Source organism: Mesorhizobium sp. WSM4308, from assembly GCF_002294905.1.
Classification (GTDB): Bacteria; Pseudomonadota; Alphaproteobacteria; order Rhizobiales; family Rhizobiaceae; genus Mesorhizobium.
Genome location: NZ_NSFW01000004.1, coordinates 233,099 through 258,516 on the forward strand (window position 1 = coordinate 233,099; position 25,418 = coordinate 258,516).

The 25,418-nt window shown below is 64.1% G+C and carries 27 protein-coding genes; 11 read left to right on the forward strand and 16 right to left on the reverse strand.

Annotated features, from left to right (window positions below; translation table 11 throughout):
• Positions 1–37: 37 nt before the first annotated feature.
• A complete protein-coding gene (locus CK227_RS09140; protein ID WP_095772553.1) occupies positions 38–682 on the forward strand; it encodes a TetR/AcrR family transcriptional regulator in 645 nt (214 codons plus the stop codon).
• A gap of 187 nt (positions 683–869) precedes the next feature.
• A complete protein-coding gene (locus tag CK227_RS09145) occupies positions 870–1,118 on the forward strand; it encodes a DUF680 domain-containing protein (RefSeq protein ID WP_095772552.1) in 249 nt (82 codons plus the stop codon).
• 157 nt (positions 1,119–1,275) lie between these two features.
• Here the strand turns inward: CK227_RS09145 and CK227_RS09150 are convergent, their stop codons facing one another.
• From CK227_RS09150 to CK227_RS09185, 8 genes are all read right to left on the reverse strand, one after another.
• Positions 1,276–2,325, reverse strand: coding sequence for a Gfo/Idh/MocA family oxidoreductase (locus CK227_RS09150; protein WP_095772551.1), 1,050 nt, complete (start codon positions 2,323–2,325; stop codon positions 1,276–1,278).
• 16 nt (positions 2,326–2,341) lie between these two features.
• Positions 2,342–3,127: a ThuA domain-containing protein gene (locus tag CK227_RS09155; RefSeq protein ID WP_095772550.1), complete on the reverse strand. Its 786-nt coding sequence runs from the start codon at positions 3,125–3,127 to the stop codon at positions 2,342–2,344.
• Between the two features lie 79 nt (positions 3,128–3,206).
• Complete coding sequence (locus CK227_RS09160) at positions 3,207–3,443, reverse strand: hypothetical protein (RefSeq protein ID WP_095772549.1); 237 nt, start codon at positions 3,441–3,443, stop codon at positions 3,207–3,209.
• A 59-nt stretch (positions 3,444–3,502) separates the two neighbouring features.
• Positions 3,503–4,087 carry a sarcosine oxidase subunit gamma gene (locus tag CK227_RS09165; RefSeq protein WP_095772548.1) on the reverse strand — a complete coding sequence of 195 codons (585 nt, stop codon included), beginning with the start codon at positions 4,085–4,087 and terminating at the stop codon, positions 3,503–3,505.
• Complete coding sequence (locus CK227_RS09170; protein ID WP_095772547.1) at positions 4,080–7,073, reverse strand: sarcosine oxidase subunit alpha; 2,994 nt, start codon at positions 7,071–7,073, stop codon at positions 4,080–4,082. The genes CK227_RS09165 and CK227_RS09170 overlap by 8 nt, the downstream gene beginning before the upstream one ends.
• The gene (locus CK227_RS09175; protein ID WP_095772546.1) at positions 7,070–7,366 is read right to left on the reverse strand and encodes a sarcosine oxidase subunit delta; all 297 of its coding nucleotides are present in this window, start codon (positions 7,364–7,366) and stop codon (positions 7,070–7,072) included. The genes CK227_RS09170 and CK227_RS09175 overlap by 4 nt, the downstream gene beginning before the upstream one ends.
• Before the next feature lie 11 nt (positions 7,367–7,377).
• Positions 7,378–7,800 carry a hypothetical protein gene (locus CK227_RS09180; RefSeq protein WP_095772545.1) on the reverse strand — a complete coding sequence of 141 codons (423 nt, stop codon included), beginning with the start codon at positions 7,798–7,800 and terminating at the stop codon, positions 7,378–7,380.
• Entirely contained in the window at positions 7,800–9,053 is a 1,254-nt protein-coding gene (locus tag CK227_RS09185; RefSeq protein WP_095772544.1) for a sarcosine oxidase subunit beta, read from the reverse strand. Before CK227_RS09185 ends, CK227_RS09180 begins: the two co-directional genes overlap by 1 nt.
• Before the next feature lie 215 nt (positions 9,054–9,268).
• On the opposite strand from CK227_RS09185, the gene CK227_RS09190 reads away from it, so the two are divergent.
• From CK227_RS09190 to CK227_RS09225, 8 genes are all read left to right on the forward strand, one after another.
• On the forward strand, positions 9,269–9,637 hold the full coding sequence (locus CK227_RS09190; RefSeq protein WP_095772543.1) for a YrdB family protein: 369 nt from the start codon (positions 9,269–9,271) through the stop codon (positions 9,635–9,637).
• A 110-nt stretch (positions 9,638–9,747) separates the two neighbouring features.
• Entirely contained in the window at positions 9,748–10,506 is a 759-nt protein-coding gene (locus tag CK227_RS09195; RefSeq protein ID WP_095772542.1) for an SDR family oxidoreductase, read from the forward strand.
• A 110-nt stretch (positions 10,507–10,616) separates the two neighbouring features.
• Positions 10,617–11,003, forward strand: coding sequence for an SET domain-containing protein-lysine N-methyltransferase (locus CK227_RS09200; protein WP_010911428.1), 387 nt, complete (start codon positions 10,617–10,619; stop codon positions 11,001–11,003).
• Positions 11,004–11,179: 176 nt separating this feature from the next.
• Positions 11,180–11,446: a 30S ribosomal protein S21 gene (gene rpsU, locus CK227_RS09205; RefSeq protein WP_010911429.1), complete on the forward strand. Its 267-nt coding sequence runs from the start codon at positions 11,180–11,182 to the stop codon at positions 11,444–11,446.
• 143 nt (positions 11,447–11,589) lie between these two features.
• Positions 11,590–12,432 (forward strand): tetratricopeptide repeat protein, encoded by an 843-nt coding sequence (locus tag CK227_RS09210; RefSeq protein ID WP_095772541.1) that lies wholly within the window; start codon positions 11,590–11,592, stop codon positions 12,430–12,432.
• A 208-nt stretch (positions 12,433–12,640) separates the two neighbouring features.
• Complete coding sequence (locus CK227_RS09215) at positions 12,641–13,117, forward strand: DUF992 domain-containing protein (RefSeq protein ID WP_095772540.1); 477 nt, start codon at positions 12,641–12,643, stop codon at positions 13,115–13,117.
• Positions 13,118–13,204: 87 nt separating this feature from the next.
• A complete protein-coding gene (locus CK227_RS09220; protein WP_095772539.1) occupies positions 13,205–13,690 on the forward strand; it encodes a DUF992 domain-containing protein in 486 nt (161 codons plus the stop codon).
• Between the two features lie 182 nt (positions 13,691–13,872).
• Positions 13,873–15,309, forward strand: coding sequence for an MFS transporter (locus tag CK227_RS09225; RefSeq protein ID WP_095772727.1), 1,437 nt, complete (start codon positions 13,873–13,875; stop codon positions 15,307–15,309).
• A gap of 85 nt (positions 15,310–15,394) precedes the next feature.
• Here the strand turns inward: CK227_RS09225 and CK227_RS09230 are convergent, their stop codons facing one another.
• From CK227_RS09230 to kdpF, 7 genes are read right to left on the reverse strand one after another with little or no spacing between them, the layout of a single operon-like run.
• On the reverse strand, positions 15,395–16,084 hold the full coding sequence (locus tag CK227_RS09230; RefSeq protein ID WP_095772538.1) for a response regulator transcription factor: 690 nt from the start codon (positions 16,082–16,084) through the stop codon (positions 15,395–15,397).
• A complete protein-coding gene (locus tag CK227_RS09235; protein WP_095772537.1) occupies positions 16,081–18,813 on the reverse strand; it encodes a sensor histidine kinase KdpD in 2,733 nt (910 codons plus the stop codon). Before CK227_RS09235 ends, CK227_RS09230 begins: the two co-directional genes overlap by 4 nt.
• A 57-nt stretch (positions 18,814–18,870) precedes the next feature.
• Positions 18,871–19,434 carry a potassium-transporting ATPase subunit KdpC gene (gene kdpC, locus CK227_RS09240; RefSeq protein ID WP_095772536.1) on the reverse strand — a complete coding sequence of 188 codons (564 nt, stop codon included), beginning with the start codon at positions 19,432–19,434 and terminating at the stop codon, positions 18,871–18,873.
• Between the two features lie 11 nt (positions 19,435–19,445).
• The gene (gene kdpB, locus CK227_RS09245) at positions 19,446–21,539 is read right to left on the reverse strand and encodes a potassium-transporting ATPase subunit KdpB (RefSeq protein ID WP_095772535.1); all 2,094 of its coding nucleotides are present in this window, start codon (positions 21,537–21,539) and stop codon (positions 19,446–19,448) included.
• A complete protein-coding gene (locus tag CK227_RS09250) occupies positions 21,536–21,745 on the reverse strand; it encodes a hypothetical protein (protein WP_245433474.1) in 210 nt (69 codons plus the stop codon). Before CK227_RS09250 ends, kdpB begins: the two co-directional genes overlap by 4 nt.
• A gap of 7 nt (positions 21,746–21,752) precedes the next feature.
• Positions 21,753–23,456, reverse strand: coding sequence for a potassium-transporting ATPase subunit KdpA (kdpA, locus tag CK227_RS09255; protein ID WP_095772533.1), 1,704 nt, complete (start codon positions 23,454–23,456; stop codon positions 21,753–21,755).
• 21 nt (positions 23,457–23,477) lie between these two features.
• Positions 23,478–23,567: a K(+)-transporting ATPase subunit F gene (kdpF, locus tag CK227_RS09260; RefSeq protein WP_019861144.1), complete on the reverse strand. Its 90-nt coding sequence runs from the start codon at positions 23,565–23,567 to the stop codon at positions 23,478–23,480.
• 430 nt (positions 23,568–23,997) lie between these two features.
• On the opposite strand from kdpF, the gene CK227_RS09265 reads away from it, so the two are divergent.
• Positions 23,998–24,495 (forward strand): ferritin-like domain-containing protein, encoded by a 498-nt coding sequence (locus CK227_RS09265; protein ID WP_179295809.1) that lies wholly within the window; start codon positions 23,998–24,000, stop codon positions 24,493–24,495.
• A gap of 41 nt (positions 24,496–24,536) precedes the next feature.
• Here CK227_RS09265 and CK227_RS09270 read toward each other — a convergent pair whose 3' ends face one another.
• Positions 24,537–25,256, reverse strand: a complete 720-nt coding sequence (locus CK227_RS09270) for a Crp/Fnr family transcriptional regulator (RefSeq protein WP_095772531.1) — start codon at positions 25,254–25,256, stop codon at positions 24,537–24,539.
• Between the last annotated feature and the right edge of the window lie 162 nt (positions 25,257–25,418).

Sequence of the window (25,418 nt, forward strand, 5' to 3'; positions counted from 1 at the left end):
TACCGCCAACCCCAGACACCACCGAAAGGCACCGGACTTGCCGCTGAGCGTCCAGAAACGCCGCGAAAAACAGAAGGCCGAGCTGCGTTCCGAACTGGTCGAAGCCGCGCATAAGCTCGTTCAGGAAGAAGGCTATGAGGGCCTGACCATCCGCAAACTGGCCAAGCGGGTCGGCTATGCGCCGATGTCGGTCTATTCCTATTTCGCCGACAAGCAGGACATTCTGTTCGCGCTGGCCGAAGACGCCTTCGAAACGCTCGCCCGCCGCATCGAGGAGCATCCGTCCGACGATCCGATCGAGGCCTTGCAGGCGGTGATGACTGAATATGCCGCCTTCGGCCTCGGCAATCCCAATGAATACCGCACGGTTTTCATGACCGAAAAGACCAGGCCGCCGGAAGGTCGGAGTTTTCAAGAAATGCACGAGGCCAACCCGGCGATGAAGGTGCTGATCACGCGGGTCGAAGCCTGCGTCGCCGCCGGAAAACTGCAAGGCGATTCGCGCGCCATCGCCACCATGTTGTGGGCGGTCGGCCACGGCACGATCTCGCTGCTGATCACCTTTCCCTTCTACCCCTTCGGCGACCCGCAGGCTTTCGTGAAACGCATGTGCGATTTCCAACTGGCCGCACTCAGCACCCAGAACGTGCCGCCATTGACCGACACACCGGTCAACTGCTGAACGACATCTCCTTCGTTTCCACGCTTCCTCGCCACCTTTCGAACCAAACCGAGGGCAAATTCTTGGTTAACAAAAAATTTATCGTACGCGTACGATCTTGACTTGAACTTCGCGATCGGCGGACGTATCTGTACGCAGCACCGTACATGTACGAAAGAAATTCACTCGTCGAAAACGGAGACTGACGATGAAAAAGACACTCCTCACCCTCGCCGCCGTGCTGGCACTTTCCGGTTCGGCCTTCGCCGCCGGCACCACCCAGCCGGTCAAGCACCTGCCGGCCGCGACCTGCGTCGACACCAAGACCAATGTGAAGCTGGATTGCGCCTCGACCGCCTCGGTCGAGAAGAAGGGCGCCGCGGAAAATACCGCTGAAGGCAAGGGCCCGCGCCTTGGCATCAGCATCAATCCCTGGATCCTGCCGAGCGCGTTCTAAGATCGACCGCATACCCGCCCGGGGTTTCCCCGGGCATGGACGAGACTCACAGCCCGCCCAGGTTCTGCGCCTGATATCGAGTAGGTACGCAGCCAACCTTGCCGCTGAAGGCGGTGCTGAAGGCGCCAAGACTGCCAACCGCTGCGATGGCCGGATGTCAGCCGACCGAGATCGGCAGCCTGCTCGCCGAACTCTCGAAGGCGGCGTCGATAAGCTTCTGAATGTCGGCGGCGCGCCGAAAGGACGGGTCGCCATTCCGCCCGGCATCCAGCGCGTCGACAAAACGCCGGGCGTTGCGCTTGACATCCGGCAGGGCCAGCTCTCGCCAGAGCTGAACATCGACATCCTCTCCCAGGCACGCCGACAGCCGCGCTGCCTTGCCATCGGTCTCGACCTTGAGCGCTCCTTTGGTGCCGTGCAGCGTCAGCGACAGGTCATTGCCATGGCCGGTTGTGTAGCGGCTCGCCATGATCGTCGCCAGCGCGCCGGATGCCAGCCGTGCCGTCATCGCCACACTGTCATTGGCGTCCAGCACATAGTCGCCGATCCGGTCGCCTTCGGACTTCGGAAACGTCACCAGGTCGGCGTGCAGGCTGACAATATCCTGGGCCGCGCCATAGGTGGCGAAGTCGAGGATGTGAATGCCGACATCGCCCAGAACCCCGGTCGAACCGTGCCGGGTCGACAGTCGCCACAGCCATTTGTCCTCGACGCGCCAGTCGCCCCAGGATTTGCTGACCAGCCAGCTCTGCTTGTAGCTCGCCTCGACATGGCGCAATTCGCCGATCGCGCCCGCCAACACCAGACGCCTTGCTTCCTGGATCGCCGGTGAATTGCGGTAGGTGAGATTGACCATGTTGACGAGGCCGGCGGCCTCGGCCGCTTCGGTCATGGCAAGCGCATCGGCATGGTTCGGTGCCAGCGGCTTTTCGCAAAAGACATGTTTTCCCGCTGCAAGCAGCGCCAGCGTCGTCGCCTTGTGCACACCGTCCGGAGTGGCGTTGATGGCGGCGTCGAAATCGCCCCAGGCGATCGCCGCTTCAAGGCTCTCGAAAGAAGCGCCGATGTCGTTGGCAGCGGCAAACGCCGCGGCGCGGCCAGGCAGTTGATCGACGCAGGCGACGATGCTGCAACCAGGAACCTTTGCGAACTCTTCGATATGATGTCCGGCGATCCAGCCGGTGCCGAGCAAGAGCAGGCGATGCATCAGATCAGGTTCCCCATCAACTCAACCCCTTATCGCCATCGGCATGCAGGCGCAGGCCCTTCTGCACGATCTTCTCCTTGGCCTTGTCCGTCGGCACGTTCGGCGCATTGGTGATGCCGGACCATGCGGGTGCCGGATTGTGCGCCCAGTGCACGGCATTGCGCAGCACCTGCTGCACGCCTTCATTGTGGTAGATCGGATAGGTCTCGTGGCCGGGTGAGAAATAGAAGATGCGGCCCGCGCCACGCTGGTAGGTCAGCCCGGAACGGAACACCTCGCCGCCCTCGTACCAGGAGACGAAGACCGTCTCCAGCGGCTCCGGCACCGCGAAGGGCTCGCCATACATTTCCGTCTCGCCGATCTCCAGGCATTCGCCGATGCCTTGTGCGATCGGGTGACCACGGTTGATCGCCCAGACACGCTCGCGCTCGCCCGCCTCGCGCCATTTCAGCGAACAGGGCGTGCCCATCAGCCGCTTGAAGATTTTCGAGTAATGGCCGGAATGCAGCACGATCAGCCCCATGCCTTCCCAAACCCGCTTCTGCACGCGCTCGACGATCTCGTCCTTGACCTCGCCATGCGCGGCATGGCCCCACCACAAAAGCACGTCGGTGGCGGCCAGGCGCTTCTCGCTCAGCCCGTGCTCCGGCTCCTGCAAGGTGGCGGTGGTTGCCTCGATGCCCTTGTCCTGGTTGAGCGCCGCGGCAATGGTGCCATGCATGGTCAACGGATAGAGGTCACGCACGGCGGCATTGGTCTGTTCATGGACGTTCTCGCCCCAGACAACAGCTTTTATCGGCATTTTTCCTCCTCCAAAGCGCTTTGAATATCCCAACTGGCGATGCCTTGGAAAGATGCCTGTCGACCAAAATTGCTGAAAATCAGGGCTTGCGGGTTTTTCGACCAGAAACGGTCTTGGCCTTGCCCGGCTTGGCGGGCGCGCCGGGGATCGCCGAACTGGTGATGGACACAGGATCGCTGGCCGGGAACGTGTCCTCCAAGCCTTCCTCGAGTTCCTCTTCGGCGTCGGCCTCGCGATGCCGCTCATGTTCAAGCGAGCGCACCGCCGCGGTTTTGGCATTCGACTGCGGCGATTTCGGCGCGGACTTCGACGGCATCGACACTTCTCCCTCGACCTGTTGCCGCACAACGAACGCAGGCGGCAAAACGTTCCGGGTCAGCCAGCCGCGTCGCGGGCTCCCTCGGACAGGAAAGTAAAGACATAGTCCGAGAACGAACGCCAGCACTCGACCCGGAAGGCATCGTCCGACGTGCGCAACAGCACGATCTCGGCCTTGCCGAGGATGGTGCGCGAAGCCGCGCCCGCCGGGAAGGCGTCGAGCGACAGGTCCTGCGGGCAGCCCGCATTGATCGTGGCTTCGGCCGCCGGACCGGCGACGGAGATCGCGATGTTGCGGTGTGAGATGCCGACAGCCGAATGAAGCGCGGCGACCGTCGCACAGTCGGCGAGCGGATCGTTTCCGCCTTCGTCGATGACAAGCCACTCGTCGGGGCCGAGCCACAAAGCGGTGCGCCCGCCCTTCGACGCGGAAGTCTTCGGCTTCTTCGGCAAGGTCAGGCCAAGCGCCTTCGACAGCGCCGCGACCGAAGCCTCCGGCGCGCGCAACGAGATGCGCTCGGCTGGCGGCAGCACTTCAACCTTCACGCCCGTCGCTGTCGTACTGCGTCCAGCCAATGCCGGACGGCGGTCGACCGAAGGCGATGCGGCCGCAGCCGTCTTCTTTGCAGCGGCCTTAGCCATTGAGGCGGCCTCCCGTCTCGTCGAAGAACACCATGCCGGTAACCTCCACTTCGATCACCCCGTTCGGCATCGGCACGTAGAGCGTATCGCCCATCCGGTCGCGGCCGCCGGCAACCAGCGCCAGCGCGATCGAGCGGCCGCAATTCTGCGACCAATAGCTGGACGTCACGTGGCCGATCATCTTCATCGGGATTGCCTGCTTCGGATCCTCGACGATCTGCGCGCCTTCCTCCAGCACCACCTTCGGGTCCTTGGTCTTGAGGCCGACCAGTTGCTTGCGGCCCTTGGCGACCAGGTCCGGCCGCGCCATGCCGCGGATGCCGACGAAGTCGGTCTTCTTCTTGCCGACCGCCCAGTCGAGACCGGCATCGTTCGGCGTCACCGTGCCATCCGTGTCCTGGCCGACGATGATGTAGCCCTTCTCGGCGCGCAGCACGTGCATGGACTCCGTGCCGTAAGCGGTGGCGCCGTGCTTCTGGCCTTCCGCCCACAGCGCTTCCCAGACGGCCTGGCCGTAATCGGCCGGCACATTGACCTCGAAGCCGCGCTCGCCGGTGAACGACATGCGGAACAGCCTTGTCGGCACGCCGCAGATCTTGCCTTCGCGCACCGACATGTGCGGCAGCGCCTCGTCGGACATGTCGATGCCTTCGACCAGCGGCGCGATGATGTCGCGCGATTTCGGCCCCTGCACCGCGATGACCGCCCACTGTTCGGTGATCGAGGTCAGCCAGACATTCAGATGCGGGAACTCGGTCTGGAGATAGTCTTCCATGTGGTTCATGACGCGCGGCGCACCGCCGGTCGTCGTCGTCACATGGAAGCGGTCCGGCGCCAGCCGGCCGACGACGCCGTCATCGTAGATGAAGCCGTCTTCGCGCAGCATGATGCCGTAACGGCAGCGGCCGGGCTCGAGCTTCTCCCACGGATTGGTGTAGAGCAGTTCCATGAACTTGGCCGCATCCGGCCCGACCACTTCGATCTTGCCGAGCGTCGAGGCGTCGAACAGGCCGGCAGTCGTGCGGACCGCGACGCATTCGCGGTCGACCGCGGCATGCATGTCCTCGCCGGCTTTCGGGAAATACCAGGCACGCTTCCACTGGCCGACATCCTCGAAGACCGCGCCTTGCGCTTCGGCCCACGGATGCGTCGCCGTCTTGCGCGTCGGGTCGAACAGCGGCCCACGCGCATGGCTGACGATCGCGCCGAAGGTGACCGGCGTGTAGGGCGCGCGGAAGGTCGTCAGGCCGACCTCGGGGATCGGCTTGCCCAGCGTCTCCGCGGCGATCGCCAGGCCGTGCATGTTGGAAGTCTTGCCCTGGTCGGTCGCCATGCCGTTGGTGGTGAAGCGCTTGACGTGCTCGATGGAGCGCATGCCCTCATGCACCGCCTGGCGGATGTCCTTGGCGGTGACGTCGTTCTGGAAGTCGACGAAGGCCTTCACCGTCGTGTCCGGGCCGGCGCCGGGCGCGGCGCCCAGCATGCCGCGCGACCAGCTTTCCGAGGCGTCGACCTTCGGCTTGGCGCCCTTGGCGGTTTTCGCACCGGCATCCTTGGCCGCCTTGGCCCCGGCCGCATAGGCCTCGTCCACCGTCGCCGACAAGCCATCCGTGCCGTTGCAGGCGCCGACGGAGACGCAATCCTGCGCATAGGTGCCGGGCACGAAGCGCTTGGTCTCGTCGTTGAAGGCGACCTTGCCGCGCGACTGCGAGAACAGATGCACCGACGGTGTCCAGCCGGCCGACATCAGGATCGCATCGACGGAAATGGTGCGCTCGCCGCCGCCATTCTTCGGCTGCACGGTCATCGAGGACACGCGCAATTTGCCGCCGGCACGGATCACCGCGCGGCCGAAATTGATCTCGATGCCGAGCGCCCGCGCCTCGTCGATCACCGGACCGGTCGGGTTGTCGCGCAGATCGACGATCGCCGCGATGTTGACGCCGGCCTTTTTCAGATCGATCGCCGCGGCGTAAGCCGAGTCATTGGCCGTGTAGACGCCGATATTCCTGCCGACCGCCACGCCATATTGGTTGAGGAAGGTGCGCGCCGCGCCCGCCAGCATGATGCCCGGCCGATCGTTGTTGGCGAACACCATGTGGCGTTCGATGGCGCCCGAGGCCAGCACGACGCGCTTGGCCCGCACCTGCCACAGCCGCTCGCGCGGCAAATCATGGCCGGGAGCCTTCAGGTGATCGCTGACGCGCTCGACCAGGCCGACGAAATTCTGCGCGTAATAGCCGAAAGCCGTCGTGCGCGGCAGCACGCGGACATTGTCCATCGCGCTCAGCCTGGCGATCGCCGCTTGCGCCCAGGCAAAACCGTCCTGGCCGTCGATCCTGGCACCCGTCTCGAAACGCAGGCTGCCGCCGAACTCGGCCTGCTCGTCGGCGAGGATGACGCGCACGCCGGTTTCCGCTGCCGCCAAGGCCGCCGCGAGCCCGGCCGCGCCGCCACCCAGCACCAGCACGTCGCAATGCGCGTAGCGCGACGAATAATGGTCGGGATCGGGTTTGTCGGGCGAAACGCCAAGGCCGGCGGCTTCACGGATCTTCGGCTCGTAAAAGCTTTTCCAGGCCGCCTTCGGCCACATGAAGGTCTTGTAGTAGAAGCCGGCCGAAAACATCGGCGATGCCAGGTCGTTGACCGCGCCGACGTCGAAGGACAGCGACGGCCAGCGGTTCTGCGAATTGGCGGCGAGCCCGTCATAGAGCTCCTGCACGGTGGCGCGCACATTCGGCGTCTTGCGCGCATCGTCGCGCACGATCTGCACCAATGCGTTCGGCTCTTCCGCGCCGGCCGACAGGAAGCCGCGCGGCCGGTGGTATTTGAACGAGCGGCCGACCAGATGCACGCCATTGGCAAGCAGCGCGGAGGCCAGCGTGTCGCCCTCGATGCCGGTATAGGACTGGCCGTCGAAGCTGAACCGCGCGGTCTTGGCCTGGCTGAGGCGACCGGCTCTCGGGATGCGGAACGCGCCGCTCATTTGGCAACTCCGGGCAGCTTGGCGGGTTTGGGTTCGCCGGCCTTGTAGGTCATGACGAACTTGTCGGTGACGGTGTCGCGCACTGCGTTGAAGAAGCGCGCGCAGCCATGCATGTGCCGCCAGCGCTCATAGATGATGCCCTTGGGGTTGGAGCGGATGAAGAAGAACTTCTCGAAATCGTCGTCGCTCTCGCCAGCAATGTCGGTCGAGCGCGCAATATGCGCCTCGCCGGCGTTGCGGAATTCGAGTTCCGGGCGCTCTTCCTCGCAATAGGGGCAGCGGATGAGAAGCATTCTGTTTGTTCCTACAATTCGCCGTGGCCGACGCGGGCGCCGGGGGGTTGGTCGCAAAGTTTCTGGCCCATGGTCACGAACGGCGCGACGAGCCGCAGCCGCTCCTCGACGTCAGCGGAATCGCGAAACAGGGCGCGGTTGGCCATGTTGCCGAGCGTCAGTTGCACCGGGTCGGTCGTGACGATGACGCCACGCGGCTTGAAATCCTCGTCTTCATCCAGGTCCTTCGGCCGGCCTTCGAAGAACATCACCATTTTCTGGCCGCCACCCCAGACGCAGGCGAGCGTTCCCTCGTCGACCGAAAACGGCCATCCGGCCTCGTTGCCGGCGCGCGTGATCGGCTGCAGCCGCACCTCTTCAGCCGAAGGCATGTGGAACATGCCTTGTTCCCCCGCCAGCATCAGCGGCATCGCGACAGCCATCTGCGCCATCATCAGTGCGCCACTGCCGCCGCCGCCGCCTCGTCGATCAGCCGGCCGGTGCGGAAGCGTTCGATGGTGAAGGGCGCATTGATCGGATGCGGATCGTCCCTGGCGATGGTGTGGGCAAAGACATGGCCCGAACCAGGCGTCGCCTTGAAGCCGCCCGTGCCCCAGCCGCAATTGACGTAGAGGCCGGGCACCGGCGTCTTGGCCAGGATCGGCGAGCGATCGGGCGTCACGTCGACGATGCCGCCCCACGAGCGCAGCATCTTCATGCGCGTGAAGATCGGGAACATCTCGCAGATGGCGTCCAGCGTATGCTGCAATATGTGCAGGCCGCCGGTCTGCGAATAGGAGACATACTGGTCGGTGCCGGCGCCGATCACCAGCTCGCCCTTGTCGGACTGCGAGATATAGGCGTGCACCGTGTTGGACATGACCACACATGGCACCACCGGCTTGACCGGCTCCGACACCAGCGCCTGCAGCGGATAGCTTTCCAGCGGCATGCGCACGCCGGCCATGTTCATGATGACCGAGGAATGGCCGGCGGCAACCACGCCGACCTTCTTGGCGCCGATGAAGCCGCGCGTCGTGTCGACGCCCGTGACCGCGCCGTTGGCGGCGCGCTTGACGCCGGTGACCTCGCAATTCTGGATGATGTGGACGCCGCGCGCCGAAGCGCCGCGCGCATAGCCCCAGGCGACCGCGTCATGGCGCGCCGTGCCGCCGCGCCGCTGCAGCGCGGCACCGACGACCGGATAACGCGCATCCCTGGAGATGTTGAGCGGCGGGCAGAATTCCTTCGCCTGCTCAGGCGACAGCCATTCATTGTCGATGCCGTTCAGCCGGTTGGCGTGGACATGGCGCTTCAGCACCTGGATGTCGTGCACATTGTGGGCCAGCATCATGACGCCGCGCGCCGAATACATGACGTTGTAGTTGAGCTCCTGGCTAAGCCCGTCCCACAGCTTCAGCGCATGGTCGTAGATGCCGGCGCTTTCGTCATAGAGATAATTGGAGCGGATGATGGTGGTGTTGCGGCCGGTGTTGCCGCCGCCGAGCCAGCCCTTTTCCAGCACCGCGACATTAGTGATGCCATGCACCGTGGCGAGATAGTAGGCGGTGGCCAGGCCATGGCCGCCGGCGCCGACGATGATGACGTCGTATTCCTTCTTGGGCTCAGGCGAGGACCATTGTTCCTCCCAACCCTTGTGGCCGCGCATGGCCTCGCGGGCGATGGCGAATACCGAATATTTTTTCAACGTCCCAGCCTCGCGCCAACAGATCTCGCGGATTGCAGCCGGGCTTTTGTTCGGCCCGGTGCGCGAGGTGTATCACTAGCGAAACAGCGCTTCCACCCTTGCGCTGTTTGCGACGGCGCTTGCCGTTTTGCGCCACGACGAAAAAGACCCATGCGGGCTGGCTGCCGTGGTTGGGTTCAGCCACATTATCCGTCGGGCGATTCTGGAGGACGAATATGGGCAATGCCTGGTGGAATCTGACCTTGCGCTTCCTGCTGGAGCTTGCCGCCCTGCTCGGTCTCGGCATTGCCGGCTGGCATGTCGCCGACGGATGGTGGCGCTGGGTCCTCGCTTTGGCCTTGCCGATCATTGCGGCCGTGCTGTGGGGTACTTTCGCGGTGCTCAACGACCCAAGCCGGTCGGGCCGCGCACCTGTGCCGGTTCCGGGCACGGTGCGGCTGGCGCTCGAACTGGTCATCCTGTTCGGCGGCGCTGCCGGATTCTATGCCGCGGGTCACACGACCGCGGGCATCGTCGTCGCGCTGCTCATCGCCATCAGCTACGCATTTTCGCTCGACCGGCTGGGCTGGCTGCTGAAGCAATAGTTCAGGACGACGCGACCTTCGCAGGTATCGGGTGGCTCCGACCTGCTCCATCTGCGACCAACATCCCGATTGCCGGCCAGACCGGCGCGAAAAACAGGGATGCCAAAAAAATGCTCGCACTCGCCAACAAGATCGCCATCGTCACTGGCGCCAGTTCCGGCATCGGCCGCGCCACGGCAAAACTCTTCGCCGAGGAAGGGGCCAGGCTCGTCGTCGCCGCCCGACGTCAGGCCGAGCTCGATACGCTTGTCGCCGAGATATCGGACGTGGAGGGCAAGGCCATCGCGCTTGCCGGCGACGTCAGGGACGAAGCCTATGCGAAGGCGCTTGTCGATCTGGCGGTCGAACGCTTCGGCGGCCTTGACATCGCCTTCAACAATGCCGGCGCCGTCGGCTTGATGGCGCCCCTGCCCGACATGATGCCGACAGCATGGCACGAGACGATGGACGTCAATCTGACCGGCGCCTTTCTCGGCGCGAAGTATCAGATACCGGCCATGCTGGAGCGCGGCGGCGGCTCGCTGATCTTCACTTCGAGCTTTGTCGGCTACACTGCCGGCATGCCGGGCATGGCCGCCTACGCCGCCGCCAAGGCCGGCCTGATCGGCCTGACACAGGTGCTGGCCGCCGAATACGGGCCGAAAGGCCTGCGCGTCAACGCATTGCTGCCGGGCGGCACCGACACACCGGGCGCAACGACAACGACGCCCGAAGCCCGCGCTTTCGTCGAAGGCATCCATGCGCTGAAGCGCATGGCGCAGCCGGAGGAGATTGCCCGCTCGGCGCTTTATCTCGCCTCCGATGCCTCGAGCTTCACAACGGGAACCGCGCTGTTCGCCGACGGCGGCGTCTCGATCAGCCGGACGTGAAGTTTTTTTGTGGCGAACAGGCCGGTTCACCGCTTTGACGCAGGCAGCCGGTCTTGCTTTTTCCGCGCGATTTGGCGATTCCGTTTCCTGTCGAAACGGGTCCCGAAACCATGATGCTGATCCGAACCTATGTGGCCGCGAGCGCGATCGAGGGCGTCGGCATGTTCGCCGCCGAGCCAATCCGGAAGGGCGCGTCGATCTGGCGGCTTAACCCGGATTTCGACCGGCTGATCCCGATGGACGAATACGAGGCCGCACCCCAGCCTCTGAAGGAATTGCTCGACCGTTATGCTTATCCGAGCCCGGATCGACCGGGCTTCATGGTCTATGAGGTCGACAATGGCCGCTTCATGAACCATTCGGCGACGCCGAACACCGATTTTTCGCAATATGGCGGCGCGACAGCGACCCGCGACATTGCCGCCGGCGAAGAGATCACTTGTGACTACGGCGAATTCTTCGAGGATTTCGAACGGCTGCACCTGGCCACGGCGTAGTTGGCGCCCTATCTCGGGGCGACCGTGGCAATTTGGCTGTTGTCCTGCATTTCGGCTGTGGACAGCGCGGCCTGATTCTGCTATCAGCCGCCACAATTCGTGGTGTCGACCGCCGCGGAGGCTAGTGGCTATGGCTACTTGCCTGTTGATATCAAACCCGAAAGACAGGATTGCCCGTGCAGGTACTCGTCCGCGACAATAACGTTGATCAGGCGCTTCGCGCGCTCAAGAAGAAGATGCAGCGCGAAGGCATTTTCCGCGAAATGAAGATGCGCGGTCACTACGAGAAGCCTTCCGAGAAGCGCGCCCGCGAAAAGGCAGAGGCCGTGCGCCGCGCCCGCAAGCTGGCCCGCAAGCGCGCCCAGCGCGAAGGCCTGCTGCCGATGACGCCGCGTCCGGTGGCTGCCGGTGGTGCTGCTGGCGCAGCGCGTCCGCCGCGCTGATTATCGCCAATATTTCGTCCTTTTCGAAGGATACCAAGGTGGCGCGATGCGGAATCGCCGCCACCTTTTTATTTTGATTGTGACCCGGCCCGGAGGGGGGATCCGGACCTGAACGACGCGGCATAAGTGAGGACAGGGCAGACATGAACGCAATAAGCGTGGAGCGCGGGACCGCATTGCGTGGTTTCGCCCTGACGGCAGCCCTGCTTTCCGGATTGGTGCTGGCCGGCTGCCAGACATCGGGCCCGACCGGCGAGTTCAACAACATCGACAAGGCGCAAGGGTCGAGCGAGAACATCTCCTCGCTGTCGGCCGTCATCCAGCGCAATCCCCAGGACCCCGAAGGCTACAATGTGCGCGGCTCGGCCTATGGCCGCGGCGGCCAGTATCAGGCGGCGCTCAAGGACTTCAACCAGGCCATCCAGCTCAATCCGAATTTCTACCAGGCCTATTCCAACCGCGCGCTCATCCAGCGCTTCCTCGGCAATCAGGCGGCCGCGCTCGACGACTACAACAAGTCGATCCAGATCAACGGCAATTATGACGCCGCCTATATCGGCCGCGGCAATCTCTACCGCAAGGCGGGCCGCACCCAGGACGCCTTCAACGACTTCCAGAAGGCGATCCAGCTCGACACGACGGACGCCCGCGCCTACCACAATCGCGGCCTGATCTATCAAAGCCAGGGCCAGCACAAATTCGCCATCGAGGATTTCTCGACCGCCATCTCGCTGGCGCCGGATGCCGCCGAGCCCTACAACGGCCGTGGCCTCTCCTATCTGGCGACGGGCGACGAGGACAACGCCTTCTCCGACTTCAACATGGCCATCAAGCTCGACGGCAAGAACGCCGAGGCCTGGGCCAATCAGGCGCTCATCTACGAGCGGCGCGGCGACAAGGCGAAGGCGGCGAAATCCTATAAGGAAGCCGTGCGCCTCAACCCCAATTACCAGCCGGCCAAGGACGGCCTCGCCCGCGTCAGCTGATATCGGCGTTAGCAGAGCCGGCTAAGCATTATAGCGACGTCGGCGTGTCCGAAAGGACACGCGGCGTTGCAGATCGCCGCCCATCCGGCAACCGCGCGTTAACCCCCGCACCAAGCCGTTGACCCTTGCCTTGTTCGCGCCAAGTTTTCAGCGGAACGGTCTGGTCACTCGAGCCGTTATTCCAAGCGATTTGCGAAAGGACCCTCCCATGATCAAGAAACTCGTCAGCGCCGCTGCCCTTGCAACGACCGTGTTCGCTGCCGCTCCGGCCAGCGCCGGAAAGCTGCAGCTCGGCACTCTCGACTGCACCATCGACGGCGGCACCGCCTATATCGTCGCCTCCAACAAGGGCGTGTCCTGCGTCTTCCGTCCCTACCACCACGGCCCGTCGGAGATCTACACCGGCGTCATCTCCAAGATCGGTGTCGATCTCGGCCAGACACATCAGGGCCAGCTCGTCTGGGCGGTTCTTGCCGCGACCCGCGACCGCGACGCGGGCGACCTTGCCGGCAGCTATTATGGCGTCAATGCCGAGGCGAGCGTCGTCACCGGCGGCGGCGCCAACCTGCTGGTCGGCGGCTTCGACGGCGCCTTCATGCTGGAGCCGCTCAGCGTCCAGGCGCAGACCGGCGTCAATCTCGCCGTGGCCGTGACCTCGCTTCAGCTGATTCATTCGCTGAAGTGATCGAACGGAGCCTTGCGCTCCTCTCTACCTTACGGCGCGGAACCATATAGGATGGTTCCGCGCCGTTTGATTTTGAGGGGGAACGATATGCCGAAGACAGCCATCGCCGCTGCCGCGATCGCACTCGTGCTCGGCGCGACACAGGCGCAGGCGCAGGACCGAGGCATCGAACTTGGTACCCTTGAATGCGCCATTGGCGGGGGCACCGGCTTCATCTTCGGCTCGACCAAGGATCTGAGCTGCACCTTCACGCCGACCGACAAGAGCTTCGCGCCGGAGGCCTATTTTGGCGCGGTCAACAAATACGGCCTCGACATCGGCACGACAAAACAGTCGGTGATGCGCTGGCTGGTGCTGACGCCGCTGAAGAACATCTACGCGCCGGGTGCGCTGGCGGGCGACTATATCGGCGCCAGCGCCGAGGTGACGGCCGCCGTCGGCGCCGGCGCCAATCTCCTGGCCGGCGGCTCCTCGCAGGCCTTCACCCTCCAGCCGCTCAGCCTGCAGACGCAGACCGGCATCAATCTCGCCATCGGCGTCAGCCAGTTCCAGCTGCGCAGCACCGAGAACTGACCTCCTTGAAAAAACCGCTTGAGCTCAACCGCGGTTGAGGTTCTACAAGCCCAGCCCGACCGGACCGGCACCCCGATGGGCACGCTATCCGGCGCTGTTGCCGCGCATGGTCCTGCCGGAAAGCCTTGCTGGCTTCTGGTGCCGTGCGCCGGCATCGCGATATGCAAAAGCATGGGGTGGACATGACTGAAATCAGCACAAACAGGGTCGACTGGCGCGCATTGTGGGCGAGCGGCGACCTGGCGCGCTTCTGCTTCATCAGCCTCGGCATCCTGCTGCACGCCACCAACGAGACGATGGTGGCAACCGTCATGCCGGCGATGGTCGGCGAACTGGCCGGGGTGCAGCTCGTCGGCTGGTCATTGGCGATCTACGAGCTCGGCGCCATCGTCGCCGGTGCCGCCGCCGGGCGACTGGTGAGCTACGTGGCGCTGCGCACCAATATGGTGGTCGCGGCCCTGCTCTACGCCGCCGGCGCGCTGATCTGCGCCACCTCGCCTTCCATGCAGTTGTTCCTGGCCGGCCGGCTGATCGAGGGGCTGGGCGGCGGCGCGCTGGTATCGCTCGCCTTCGTCTCGGTCGAGCGGCTGTTTTCGCGCACCATCTGGCCGCAGCTCTTCGGCATCATGTCGGCGATCTGGGGCGTCGCGGCGTTCAGCGGCCCGTTGCTGGGCGCTATCATGACCGAATTCCTGTCGTGGCGCTGGGCCTTCGGCGTCTTCACCCTCGGCGGTACCGCCATGGCGTTGGCAAGCTTCCTCGTGCTCAACACGCCGGAGGCGAAGAAACCCAGCAGGAGCGCCGGCAAGACCCCGCCCTTCCCCTTCGCCGCCCTTGCCTGCCTGGCCGTCGCCGTGGTGCTGATCGCCTCGGCCGGCATCGACATCGCCCTGTTGCGTTCCTCTCTGCTGGTCGTGCTGGGCCTGGCCGGGCTCGCGCTGTTCTTCACCATCGACGCGCTGAAGCCGCGCTCGCGGCTGTTCCCGGCGCGGCTGTTTTCGTGGCGCACTCCGGTCGGTGCCGGCATGACCATGGTCGCCGCCTTTTCCGTCGCGACCTGCTCCTTCGGCGTCTACGGGCCGCTGCTTTTGACCAGCCTGCACGACATCCCGCTGCTGATCACCGGCTACATCATCGCCGCTGAATCGATCGCCTGGTCGATCCTGTCGATCCTCGTCGCCAACGCGCCGCCGCAGCGTGAACGGCTGATCATTGTTACCGGCGCGCTGATGATCGCGGCGGGCATCGCCGGCTTTGCCTATACGATACCCCTGGGCTCGATCCCGCTGATCCTGGTCTGCGCCTTGCTGCAGGGCGGCGGCTTCGGCATTGCCTGGCCGTTCCTGACCCGCGTCATCGTCGCCTCCGCCCCGGACGACGAGCAGACCATCGCCTCGGCCGCGGTGCCGACCATGCAGCGCATCGGCTACGCCGTGGGGGCCGCCCTTGCCGGCATCGTCGCCAATGCCAGCGGCTTCTCGCAAGGCTTGAACCACGACGCGGCGGCCAATGTCGCGAGCTGGCTGTTCCTTGCCTTCGTCCCGCTTGGCATCCTCGGCTGTCTCGCCGCCTTGCGGACGTCGGTGGCCGCAACTCGGCCGTTGGAAGCCGTCGTCTGACTGGAGCAATTCCAGGAAAAGTGTGTACGGTTTTCCGCCCGGAATTGCGTCAAAACAAAAAGTTAGAACTTCAATTCGAGCTGTCTCAATCGACACGCAGCCGATAGCCGACACCGGTCTCGGTGGTGATGTAGCGCGGCTGGTCGGGGGTCTTCTCGATCTTCTGCCGGAGCTGCCTGACATAGACCCGGAGATACTGCACGTCGGTCGAATCATCCCAGATCTGCTTCAGGATGAAATGGTGGGTCAGCACCTTGCCGGCATGCTGCACCAGGATGCGCAATATGTCGTATTCCTTCGGCGAGAGTTTTATCTCCTTGCCCTCGACCTTGACGATGCGCTTGACCAGATCGACGCTGAGGTCGCCGCTTTGGAATACAGGCTTCTCGCCCTGTTGCTGGAACTTGTGCCGCAACGCCACGCGGATGCGCGCCACCAGTTCGTTCATGCCGAACGGTTTGGTGACATAATCGTCGGCGCCGAGTTCGAGCGCATTGACGATACCGGCCTCGTCGGTGCGGCTGGAGAGGATGACGACGGGAATGTCGAGGCCCTCGTCACGCCATTTGCGCAGGAGCTCATGACCGCCCATGCCAGGCAGGCCGAGGTCGAGCAGCACCAGATCCGGCTTTTCCTGTTCCATCAGTTCGATCGCCACCTTGGCGTTCGGCGCCTCGCTGATGCCATAGCCCTGGCTGCCGAGGCCGACCCGAAGCAGCTTGCGGATCGGCGGCTCGTCATCGACGACCAGTATCCTGACATTCGAATTTGTCATGAAGGCCGATCCACGCTGGTCTCTTCGCCGCGATTGCCGGCATCGGGTGCTTCCGCCGTCATCGGGATCCTGATGGTGAACGCAGCCCCTGTGCGGTCGGTCCGGTTGGCGGCCGAGATGGTGCCGCCCATCGATTCGACAAAGCCGCGGCAGATCGACAGGCCAAGGCCGGTGCCGGCGCGCACCTGATCGCCCTTGCGCGCCCGGTAAAAGGTGTCGAACACACGTTCCAAATCATGCCCCGGAATACCCGGCCCCTCATCCATGATCTGCACGATGACGGATCCATTGTCGGCCCATCCCTGCACGCGGATCGTCGAGCCGGACGGCGAATATTTCGACGCATTGTCGAGAAGGTTGAACAGAACCTGCTCGAACAGCACGGGATCGAGCTTCAGCATCGGCAGGTCGGGCGGAATATCGACCTCGATCTTGTGTTCGCTGGTGATCTTGCGGGCGCGGTTGAGCGCCGTGCCGACGATATCGCCGACATAATGCAGGGCATAGTTCGGCTCCATGGCCCCGGATTCGATCTTGGTCATGTCGAGCAGATTGGCGATGAAGCGGTTCAGCCGCTCCGATTCGTCGATCACCGTCGACAGGAGCTCCGCCCGGTCCGGCTCGGGCAGATCCGGCGCGAATTCCTTGAGCGTGCCCGCCGCTCCCATGATCGCCGAGAGCGGCGTTTTCAGATCATGCGAAATCGAGGTCAGCAGGGCCGAGCGTAGCCGGTCGGCTTCGGCGGCGAGCTTGGCGCGGTCGACATCGGCGACCAATTGGACGCGTTCGATCGCCACCGCCGCCTGGTCGGCCAGCGCATCGAGCAGGCGCTGTTGCTCGGGCGTCAGCAGCGGGCCCTGCTTGTCATTGTCGAGGCCGACGACACCGATCGCGGTGCGCCCGGTACGCAAAGGCAGATAAAGACGCTTGGCGCCAGGCAGCGTATCGGCGCCGCGCCCGGCGGCGCGGTTGTGTTCCCAGGCCCAGCGGGCTGCGGCGATGTCGGCTTCGGCCAGCGTGTCGTCCGGCGGATAGCCTGCCTTGACGGTGATGGTGCCGTCTTCGGGCAGAAGCAACACCACGCGCAGCTTCAGCATCGAGGCGATCTGGAAGGCGGTGGCCCACAGCACGTCGTCGAGCGTGCCGGCGCCGGCGAGCTTCCTGGAGAAGAGGTAGATGTCCTCGGTGGCCCGTGCCCGCGAGCGGGCGGCGACGGCCTGGCGCTGCATGCGCGCGGCGAGATTGCTGGCGATCACCGCCACGGCAAGGAAGACGGCGAGCGCCACGATGCTCTCGGGATCCCGGATCGTCAGTGTGTAGCGCGGCTCGAGGAAGAAATAGTTGAAGGCAAGGGCACTGAGGAAGCACGCATAGAGCGCCGGCCAAAGGCCGCCGGCCACCGCCGATGTCAGCACCGCCAGGAGGAAGACGATCGCCAGATTGCGGACGTCCAGGAACTGGTCGAGGACGGCGCTGACGGCCAATGAACCCGCGACATAGGTCGTGGCCAGCAGATAGGGCCAGATCTGGAATTGCTTCTGCTCGGCCGCTGCCTTGACCCTTCTCGAGGTCGCTTCGGCATCCCGCTCGGTCCCCGAAATGACGTGGACGCTGATGTCGCCGGCGTTGCGGATCAAATCATAGGTGAGCGAGCCCTCGATCAGTTCGCGCCAGCGCGACCGGGTCGGCCTGCCCACCACGATATGGGTGAAATTGTTGGCCGTCGCGTGGCGCACGATGTCCTGCGCGACGTTCTGGCCGGGAATGGTCGTCACCTCGGCGCCGAGTTGCTCGGCAAGGCGCATCAGCGTGGCGAGCCGGTCCTTGTCTTCCTCGGACATGCCGGCCGAGCGCGGCGTATCGACATGCAGCGCCGTCCATGGCGCGCGAAGCCGGTCGGCCAGCCTGCGTGCGTAGCGGATGCGGACCGCGCCGCCCGGACGCGCGTCGACGCAGACGAGCACCCTCTCGCCCGCGGCCCATGGGCCCTGGATGGCGTGCGACTGCATGTGATTGAGCAACTGCTCGTCGACACGCTGGGCGGTGCGGCGCAGCGCCAGTTCGCGCAAAGCCGTCAGATTGCCCGACGAAAAATAGTTCTCGATGGCGCGCTGCGCCGTGTTGGGGAAATAGACCTTTCCCTCTTCCAGCCGCTTGATCAGGTCGTCGGGCGTCAGGTCGATGATTTCGACATCGTCGGCCTGGTCGATGATGGAATCGGGAACCGTCTCGCGCACCCTGACCCGCGTGATCTGCGCGACGACGTCGTTCAGGCTTTCGACATGCTGGATGTTGAGCGTCGTGTAGACGTCGATGCCGCGCGCCAGGATCTCCTGGACGTCGAGATAACGCTTGGGGTGGCGGCTGCCGGGCGCGTTGGTGTGGGCGAGCTCGTCGACCAGAACCAATGCGGGGCGCCGGGCGAGGATGGCGTCGATGTCCATCTCGTCGAGGACGCGCCCCTTGTAGTCGATCTTGCGGCGGGGGATGACTTCGTAACCCTCGACCAGGGTCTGGGTTTCCCTGCGGCCATGCGTCTCGACGACGCCGATCACCACATCGATGCCGTCCGCCAGCCTGGCACGGCCCGACATCAGCATTTCGTAGGTCTTGCCGACACCGGGCGCGGCGCCGAGGAATATCCGCAGGCGGCCGCGTCCCTCCCGCTCGGCGTGCTCGAGCAGCGCGTCGGGGGAAGGTCGGTTTTCGTTGCTTCTGTCGTCCGGCATCAGGATCGATCATGGCGAGGTCCGGGGATGCTGTCGATCCCCGGACCTCTCCATCACCTATTTAGCCGCGTCGAGCGCCAGGTTGAGCGCCAGCACGTTGACGACAGGCTCTCCCATGAAGCCGAGCTCCCTGCCCTCGACCTGGCCGTCGACGAGCGCCTTGACCTTGGCTTCGTCGATGCCCCTGGCCTTGGCCACGCGCGGAACCTGGAAATAGGCGGCCTCCGGGCTGATCTGCGGGTCAAGGCCGCTGCCCGACGTCGTCACCAGATCCATTGGGACCGGTGCGTTCGGATTCTCCGCCTTCAGCTTCTCGGCATCGCCCTTGATGCGCTCGATCAGCTTGGGATTGGTCGGGCCGAGATTGGTGCCGCCGGAGGCGGTGGCATCGTAACCATTGCCGGCCGCCGAAGGCCTGCCATGGAAATACTTGTCGCTGGCGAAGACCTGGCCGATCAGCTCGGAGCCGATGACCGTTTTGTCCTTCTCGATCAGGCTGCCATTGGCTTGGTGCGGAAACAGCGCCTGGGCAATGCCGGTCATGCCGATCGGATAGATCAGTCCGGTCAGGACCGTGAAGAAGACGATCATGATGATCGCGGGTCTTATCTGGGTGAGCATGGATCTATTCCTTAAGCGAGGCCGAGGGCGGTGACGATCATATCGATCGCCTTGATGCCAACGAACGGCACGATGATGCCGCCGAGGCCGTAGACGAGGAGGTTGCGGCGGAGCAGCGCGCCGGCGCCGATGGCGCGATATTTGACGCCTTTCAGCGACAGCGGGATCAGCGCGATGATGATCAGCGCGTTGAAGATGATGGCCGACAGGATGGCGCTCTGCGGCGTGCCCAGATGCATGATGTTGAGCGCCTGCAACGGGCCGGTCGTCTGTCCCGGCGCGACGTAGAAGATCGCAAACATCGCCGGGATGATGGCAAAATACTTGGCAACGTCATTGGCGATGGAGAAGGTCGTCAGCGAGCCGCGTGTCATCAGCAGCGCCTTGCCGATCTCGACGATCTCGATGAGCTTGGTCGGATCGCTGTCGAGGTCGACCATGTTGCCCGCCTCGCGGGCGGCGACCGTGCCGGTGTTCATCGCGACGCCGACATCGGCCTGGGCAAGGGCCGGCGCATCGTTGGTGCCGTCGCCGCACATGGCGACCAGCTTGCCCTTGGCCTGTTCGTCTCGGATCAGCTTCAGCTTGTCCTCGGGCGTTGCCTGGGCGAGAAAGTCGTCGACGCCGGCTTCCGCCGCGATCGCCGCTGCCGTCATCGGATTGTCGCCGGTGATCATCACCGTGCGGATACCCATCTTGCGCAACTCGGCAAAGCGCTCCCTGATGCCACCCTTGACGATGTCCTTGAGGTGGACGACGCCGAGCAGGCGACCATCGCGCTCGACCGCCAGCGGCGTGCCGCCAGACTTGCCAATCTCGTCGGCGATCGCCTGGAGATCCCTGACGGTATCGCTGCCGGGACGCGTGCCGTGGGCGGCCACCGTCGACTGATTGACGTGGGCAAGCACGGAATCGACGGCGCCCTTGCGTACCGACGAGCCGTCGATGTCGACGCCGCTCATGCGGGTCTGCGCCGTGAAGGGCACGAAGGTGGCGTGCAATGTCGCCATGTCACGGGCGCGGATGCCGTATTTCTCCTTGGCCAGCACGACGATCGAGCGCCCCTCAGGCGTCTCGTCGGCGAGCGAGGCGAGTTGCGCCGCGTCGGCCAGTTCCTGCTCGGTGACGCCCTTGACCGGGCGGAATTCGGTCGCCTGGCGGTTGCCGAGCGTGATGGTGCCGGTCTTGTCGAGGAGCAGCGTGTCGACGTCGCCGGCGGCTTCCACGGCACGACCCGACATGGCCAGCACGTTGAAGCGCACCAGGCGGTCCATGCCGGCAATGCCGATGGCCGAGAGCAGCGCGCCGATGGTGGTCGGGATCAAGGTGACGAACAGCGCGACGAGCACAGTCACCGAGATATAGCCGCCGGAATAGGAGGCAAAGCTCGGGATGGTCGCGGTGGCCAGCACGAAGATCAGCGTCATGCCGACGAGCAGAATGTTGAGCGCGATCTCGTTCGGTGTCTTCTGGCGCGCGGCCCCTTCGACCAGTGAGATCATGCGGTCGAGGAAGGTGTGGCCGGACGCGGCTGATATGCGCACGCGGATCCAGTCGGACAGAACCTGCGTGCCGCCGGTGACGGCAGAACGGTCGCCGCCGGATTCGCGGATGACCGGTGCGGACTCCCCGGTGATTGCCGCCTCATTGACCGAGGCCACGCCTTCGATCACCTCGCCGTCGGACGGGATGATGTCGCCGGCTTCGACCAGCACGATGTCGCCGACCTTCAGGCTGGTGCCGGGCACCAGCTTGAATTTGGAGCGGTCCTCGCCGGCCAGCAGCTTGGCCTGGGTCTCGGTGCGCGCCTTGCGCAGCGAATCCGCCTGCGCCTTGCCGCGCCCCTCGGCGACGGCCTCGGCGAAATTGGCGAACAGCACCGTGAACCACAGCCAGATGATGATCTGCAATGTGAAGCGCAGGTCGCCGCCGCCGGTGATGAGGTCCCTGACGAACAGCACTGACGTCAGCGCCGAGACGATTGCGACGACGAACATCACCGGGTTGCGGGCCAGCGTGCGCGGGTCGAGTTTGCGGAAGGCACCGCCAATGGCGGGCCAAAGAATGCTGGCATCCACGATGCTGGCTGATTTTGTGTGACTCATTTTGAAGCTCCGGCTTCGCTGTTGTTGGGCGGCACCGGGTGATTGGATGCCGAAAAGGGTGGGCCGTAGACCAGCAGCCAGATCACGATCATGACGGCCGCAATGCCCAGGAACGTCGACACGGTCGGGAAGGGAGGAGGCTTGGCCTCCCCCTCGCTGTCGGCCGGCGGCCTGGCCTTGCGACGCTTGCTGCTGAACAAGGGCATGGCCGCCTCAGAAGGTTTGCCCATGGATCATCGCCAGGTGCTCGATGATCGGCCCGACGGCGAGCGCAGGGAAGAAGGTAAGGCCGCCGACGATGACGATGACGCCGATCAGCAGCCCGACGAACAGCGGCCCATCGGTCGGGAAGGTGCCTGCCGAAGCCGGCACGGTCTTCTTCGCCGCCAGCGAGCCGGCGATGGCGAGCGCCGGGATGATGACCAGGAAGCGGCCCATCAACATGCCGATGCCGATGGTGATGTTGTACCAGGGCGTGTTGCCGCTGAGGCCGCCAAAGGCCGAACCGTTGTTCGCCGCCGCCGAGGTGTAGGCGTAGAGCACCTCGGAGAAGCCGTGCGGACCGCCATTGGCAATCGAGGCCACGGCGCTCGGCAGGACAACGGCGATCGCCGTGAAGATCAGCATGGCGAGCGGCAAGCACAGGATGGCCAGCATCGCCATCTTGACTTCCTTGGCCTCGATCTTCTTGCCGAGATATTCCGGCGTGCGGCCGACCATCAGGCCGGCAACGAAGACGGCAACCACGACGAACATCAGGATGCCGTAGAAGCCGGCGCCGACACCGCCGACGATGACCTCGCCGAGCTGCATGTTGATGATCGGGATCATGCCGCCGAGCGCGGTGAAGCTGTCATGCATGGCGTTGACCGCACCGCAGGAAGCGGCCGTCGTGATGACGGCGAACAGCGCCGACAGAGCGACGCCGAAGCGGGTTTCCTTGCCTTCCATGTTGCCGCCGTCGATGCCCAGCGCATGGATCAGCGGATTGCCCGCGGCCTCTGCCCAGTAGCAGACGGCGACGCCGGCGATGAACAGCGCGCCCATCGATGCCAGGATCGCCCAGCCCTGGCGCTGGTTGCCGACCATGCGGCCGAAGACGTTGGTCAGCGCGGCACCCAGCGCGAAGATCGTCACCATCTGGATCAGGTTGGAGATGGCGTCGGGATTTTCGAACGGATGCGCGGCATTGGCATTGAAGAAGCCACCGCCATTGGTGCCGAGCATCTTGATGGCGACTTGCGAGGCCACCGGGCCAAGCGCGATGGTCTGCTTGGCGCCTTCCAGCGTGGTGGCGTCGACATACGGCCCAAGCGTCTGCGGTATGCCGAGCCGGACATAGACCAGGGTGAGCACGATGCAGAGCGGCAGGAGTACGTAGAGCGTGCAGCGGGTCATATCGACCCAGAAATTGCCGATCGATTTGCCGGAGGCGCGGGCAAAGCCTCGGATCAGTGCAATCGCGATGGCAATGCCGGTGGCCGCCGAAACGAAATTCTGGACCGTCATCCCGGCCATCTGCAGGAGATAGGACATCGTGCTTTCGCCACCGTAGTTCTGCCAGTTGGTGTTGGTCACGAAACTGGCGGCGGTGTTGAAGGCGAGCGCCGGATCGATCGCGCCCATGCCGGCGGGATTGTAGGGCAGACTGCCCTGCAGGCGCTGCAGGGCATAAAGCACCAGGAACCCGGCAAGGTTGAACAGCAGCAAGGCCACCGCATAGGCGGTCCAGTGCTGTTCCTCGCGTTCGCTGGTGCCGCAAATGCGGTAGAGCCCACGCTCGAGCGGGCCGAAGATCGGTGAAAGCGGCGTGCGATCGCCGTTGAAGACGCGGTGCATGTAGAAGCCAAGCGGCTTCGTCAGCAAAACGATGATCGCGCAGAAGACAAGGATCTGTATCCAACCGTTCAGTGTCATGGCTTGTGGCTTTCCGTGCCTTCAGAAGCGTTCTGGACGAACGAGGGCGTATGTGAGGTAGGCGAGCAGGAACAAGGTCACGCCGCCGCCGAGGATGTAATCGAAAAGCATGGCTCGATCCTTCAGCTCAAATTCTGTCGCAGGCTTTGACGTAGGCTAAGGACAGGGCAAAAAACAAAGCCCCTATCCCGAGAACAACGATGTCCATTGTGCTTGTTCCTTGCTTTGATTTTTCTATTCGGCAACTGCCGGAGTAGGCCTGCAATTACGTGAAAACGGCGCGCCGCATTCCGATTGGCGGCGTTCGACGTTTTTCCCCTGCGGAATATGGACCCGTTCGCCATAAACGTTCGAGACGGCGCGGGGCGGAAAGAAATAGGAATTTTATAAAGGTTTTGCCGGCCGTCGGTGTCGGGGGAGATGGCGTCCCGATGAGGATTTGTCGGGTTGGACCGCTCGACCGCGCTATGCGGCGCGGATGGAACGAATCATTCTGCGGGAGATTGTCGCCCTGAGGGTTCACGCATCAGAGGATATGACGATGGCAAAGCAGAAAATGCTCGACGACCTGTTTCATGACACGCTGAAGGACATCTATTTCGCCGAAAAGAAGATATTGGCGACACTGCCGAAAATGGCCAAGGCCGCGCAAAGCGCCGAGCTGAAGGCCGCCTTCGAAAAGCACCGCACCGAGACCGAGGGCCACGTCGCCAGACTGGAGAAAGTCTTCGGCGTGATCGGCAAGAAGCCGGTCGGCAAGACCTGTGCGGCGATCATGGGTATCACCGAGGAAGGCGCCGAGATCATGGAGGAGTACAAGGGATCTCCCGCGCTCGATGCCGGTCTGCTGGCCGCCGCGCAGGCGGTCGAGCACTACGAGATCTCACGCTATGGCACGCTGAGGACGTGGGGCGGTGAGCTCGGCCTGAACGAAGCCGTGACGCTTCTCGAAGCAACGCTGAAGGAAGAGAAGGCCACGGACGAGGCCCTGACCAAGATCGCGGAGACGGCGGTCAACGTAGCAGCCGAAGCGGCTTGAACGTCTCGCCCACAGGATCGGGGAGCCGCGTCTGGAATAAACTAACGCGGCTCCCGCATCATGCTGAGATAGGTGGGATCGAACTCGGCGATTTCCTGCAGCCGGTGCCAGTCGAGAATGGTCACCGTGTGGTTTGCCCAGTTGACGACCCCGACCTTGCGCAAGGCGCCGATAACCCGGTTCATGTGCACCACCGACAAGCCTAGCACATCGGCCAGTTCAGCCTGCGAGAGCGGCAGGTGAAAGCTCATGCCGCTGGTCCGCTGCACCACCTGCAGCCGCACGAAGAGTTCACAGACGAGATGGGCCAGATGCGAGGTCTTGGAGCGCCGCCCCATGGCGACGATCCACTCGCGGTGGATGGCGCCGTCGACCAGCGTGTCCAGCCACAACAGCCGGGTCAGGTGCGGCGCCTGCTCGGTGATGGCGCGAAGCCGGCTATGGTCCGCGAACATGACATGACAGGGCGACAGAGCGACGATGCCGTGATCCATGGTCTTCAGCAGGAAAGCATGGAGATCGACGAAATCGCCGGACACCTGCAATGAGGTGAACTGCCGGCCGCCATTCTCCAGCACCTTGTAGCGCGCCGCCAGCCCATCGAGGATCAGCGTCGAATAAGTCGGACGCGACCCCGATGCGACGATGTCCTGGCCGGTGGCGAAATGCCTCTCGAACGTCATGGCGCCGGCGAGCAGCGCCTTCTCGGCGTCTGACAGCGCGTCATGCTGCCCCAGGTTCAGATAGAGGGATTCAAGCACCGCAATCTCCGGCGAAAGGGCTTCGACAGCCGATCGCCATCTTGTTCTGTCGGAAGCAAAGGCGGCTTCGGCTGCATACGCCGTTGGCCACTGCTAAGCATTAACATTTGTTAGCGCCTGCTTGTTCCGCGGCAAATGCGCCTCTGACGGAACAACTGGTTG

Coding starts and splice junctions, on each gene's coding strand:
- CK227_RS09220 (WP_095772539.1), top strand. CDS start 13,205: ATGCCGAAGACAGCCATCGCCGCTGCCGCGATCGCACTCGTGCTCGGC.
- CK227_RS09265 (WP_179295809.1), top strand. CDS start 23,998: ATGGCAAAGCAGAAAATGCTCGACGACCTGTTTCATGACACGCTGAAG.
- CK227_RS09165 (WP_095772548.1), bottom strand. CDS start 4,087: ATGGCTAAGGCCGCTGCAAAGAAGACGGCTGCGGCCGCATCGCCTTCG.
- CK227_RS09180 (WP_095772545.1), bottom strand. CDS start 7,800: ATGATGGCGCAGATGGCTGTCGCGATGCCGCTGATGCTGGCGGGGGAA.
- kdpB (WP_095772535.1), bottom strand. CDS start 21,539: ATGAGTCACACAAAATCAGCCAGCATCGTGGATGCCAGCATTCTTTGG.
- CK227_RS09230 (WP_095772538.1), bottom strand. CDS start 16,084: ATGACAAATTCGAATGTCAGGATACTGGTCGTCGATGACGAGCCGCCG.
- CK227_RS09215 (WP_095772540.1), top strand. CDS start 12,641: ATGATCAAGAAACTCGTCAGCGCCGCTGCCCTTGCAACGACCGTGTTC.
- CK227_RS09250 (WP_245433474.1), bottom strand. CDS start 21,745: ATGCCCTTGTTCAGCAGCAAGCGTCGCAAGGCCAGGCCGCCGGCCGAC.
- CK227_RS09175 (WP_095772546.1), bottom strand. CDS start 7,366: ATGCTTCTCATCCGCTGCCCCTATTGCGAGGAAGAGCGCCCGGAACTC.
- CK227_RS09145 (WP_095772552.1), top strand. CDS start 870: ATGAAAAAGACACTCCTCACCCTCGCCGCCGTGCTGGCACTTTCCGGT.
- CK227_RS09170 (WP_095772547.1), bottom strand. CDS start 7,073: ATGAGCGGCGCGTTCCGCATCCCGAGAGCCGGTCGCCTCAGCCAGGCC.
- CK227_RS09190 (WP_095772543.1), top strand. CDS start 9,269: ATGGGCAATGCCTGGTGGAATCTGACCTTGCGCTTCCTGCTGGAGCTT.
- CK227_RS09210 (WP_095772541.1), top strand. CDS start 11,590: ATGAACGCAATAAGCGTGGAGCGCGGGACCGCATTGCGTGGTTTCGCC.
- kdpA (WP_095772533.1), bottom strand. CDS start 23,456: ATGACACTGAACGGTTGGATACAGATCCTTGTCTTCTGCGCGATCATC.
- CK227_RS09200 (WP_010911428.1), top strand. CDS start 10,617: ATGATGCTGATCCGAACCTATGTGGCCGCGAGCGCGATCGAGGGCGTC.
- CK227_RS09155 (WP_095772550.1), bottom strand. CDS start 3,127: ATGCCGATAAAAGCTGTTGTCTGGGGCGAGAACGTCCATGAACAGACC.
- CK227_RS09150 (WP_095772551.1), bottom strand. CDS start 2,325: ATGCATCGCCTGCTCTTGCTCGGCACCGGCTGGATCGCCGGACATCAT.
- CK227_RS09160 (WP_095772549.1), bottom strand. CDS start 3,443: ATGCCGTCGAAGTCCGCGCCGAAATCGCCGCAGTCGAATGCCAAAACC.
- kdpC (WP_095772536.1), bottom strand. CDS start 19,434: ATGCTCACCCAGATAAGACCCGCGATCATCATGATCGTCTTCTTCACG.
- kdpF (WP_019861144.1), bottom strand. CDS start 23,567: ATGCTTTTCGATTACATCCTCGGCGGCGGCGTGACCTTGTTCCTGCTC.
- CK227_RS09195 (WP_095772542.1), top strand. CDS start 9,748: ATGCTCGCACTCGCCAACAAGATCGCCATCGTCACTGGCGCCAGTTCC.
- CK227_RS09235 (WP_095772537.1), bottom strand. CDS start 18,813: ATGCCGGACGACAGAAGCAACGAAAACCGACCTTCCCCCGACGCGCTG.
- CK227_RS09225 (WP_095772727.1), top strand. CDS start 13,873: ATGACTGAAATCAGCACAAACAGGGTCGACTGGCGCGCATTGTGGGCG.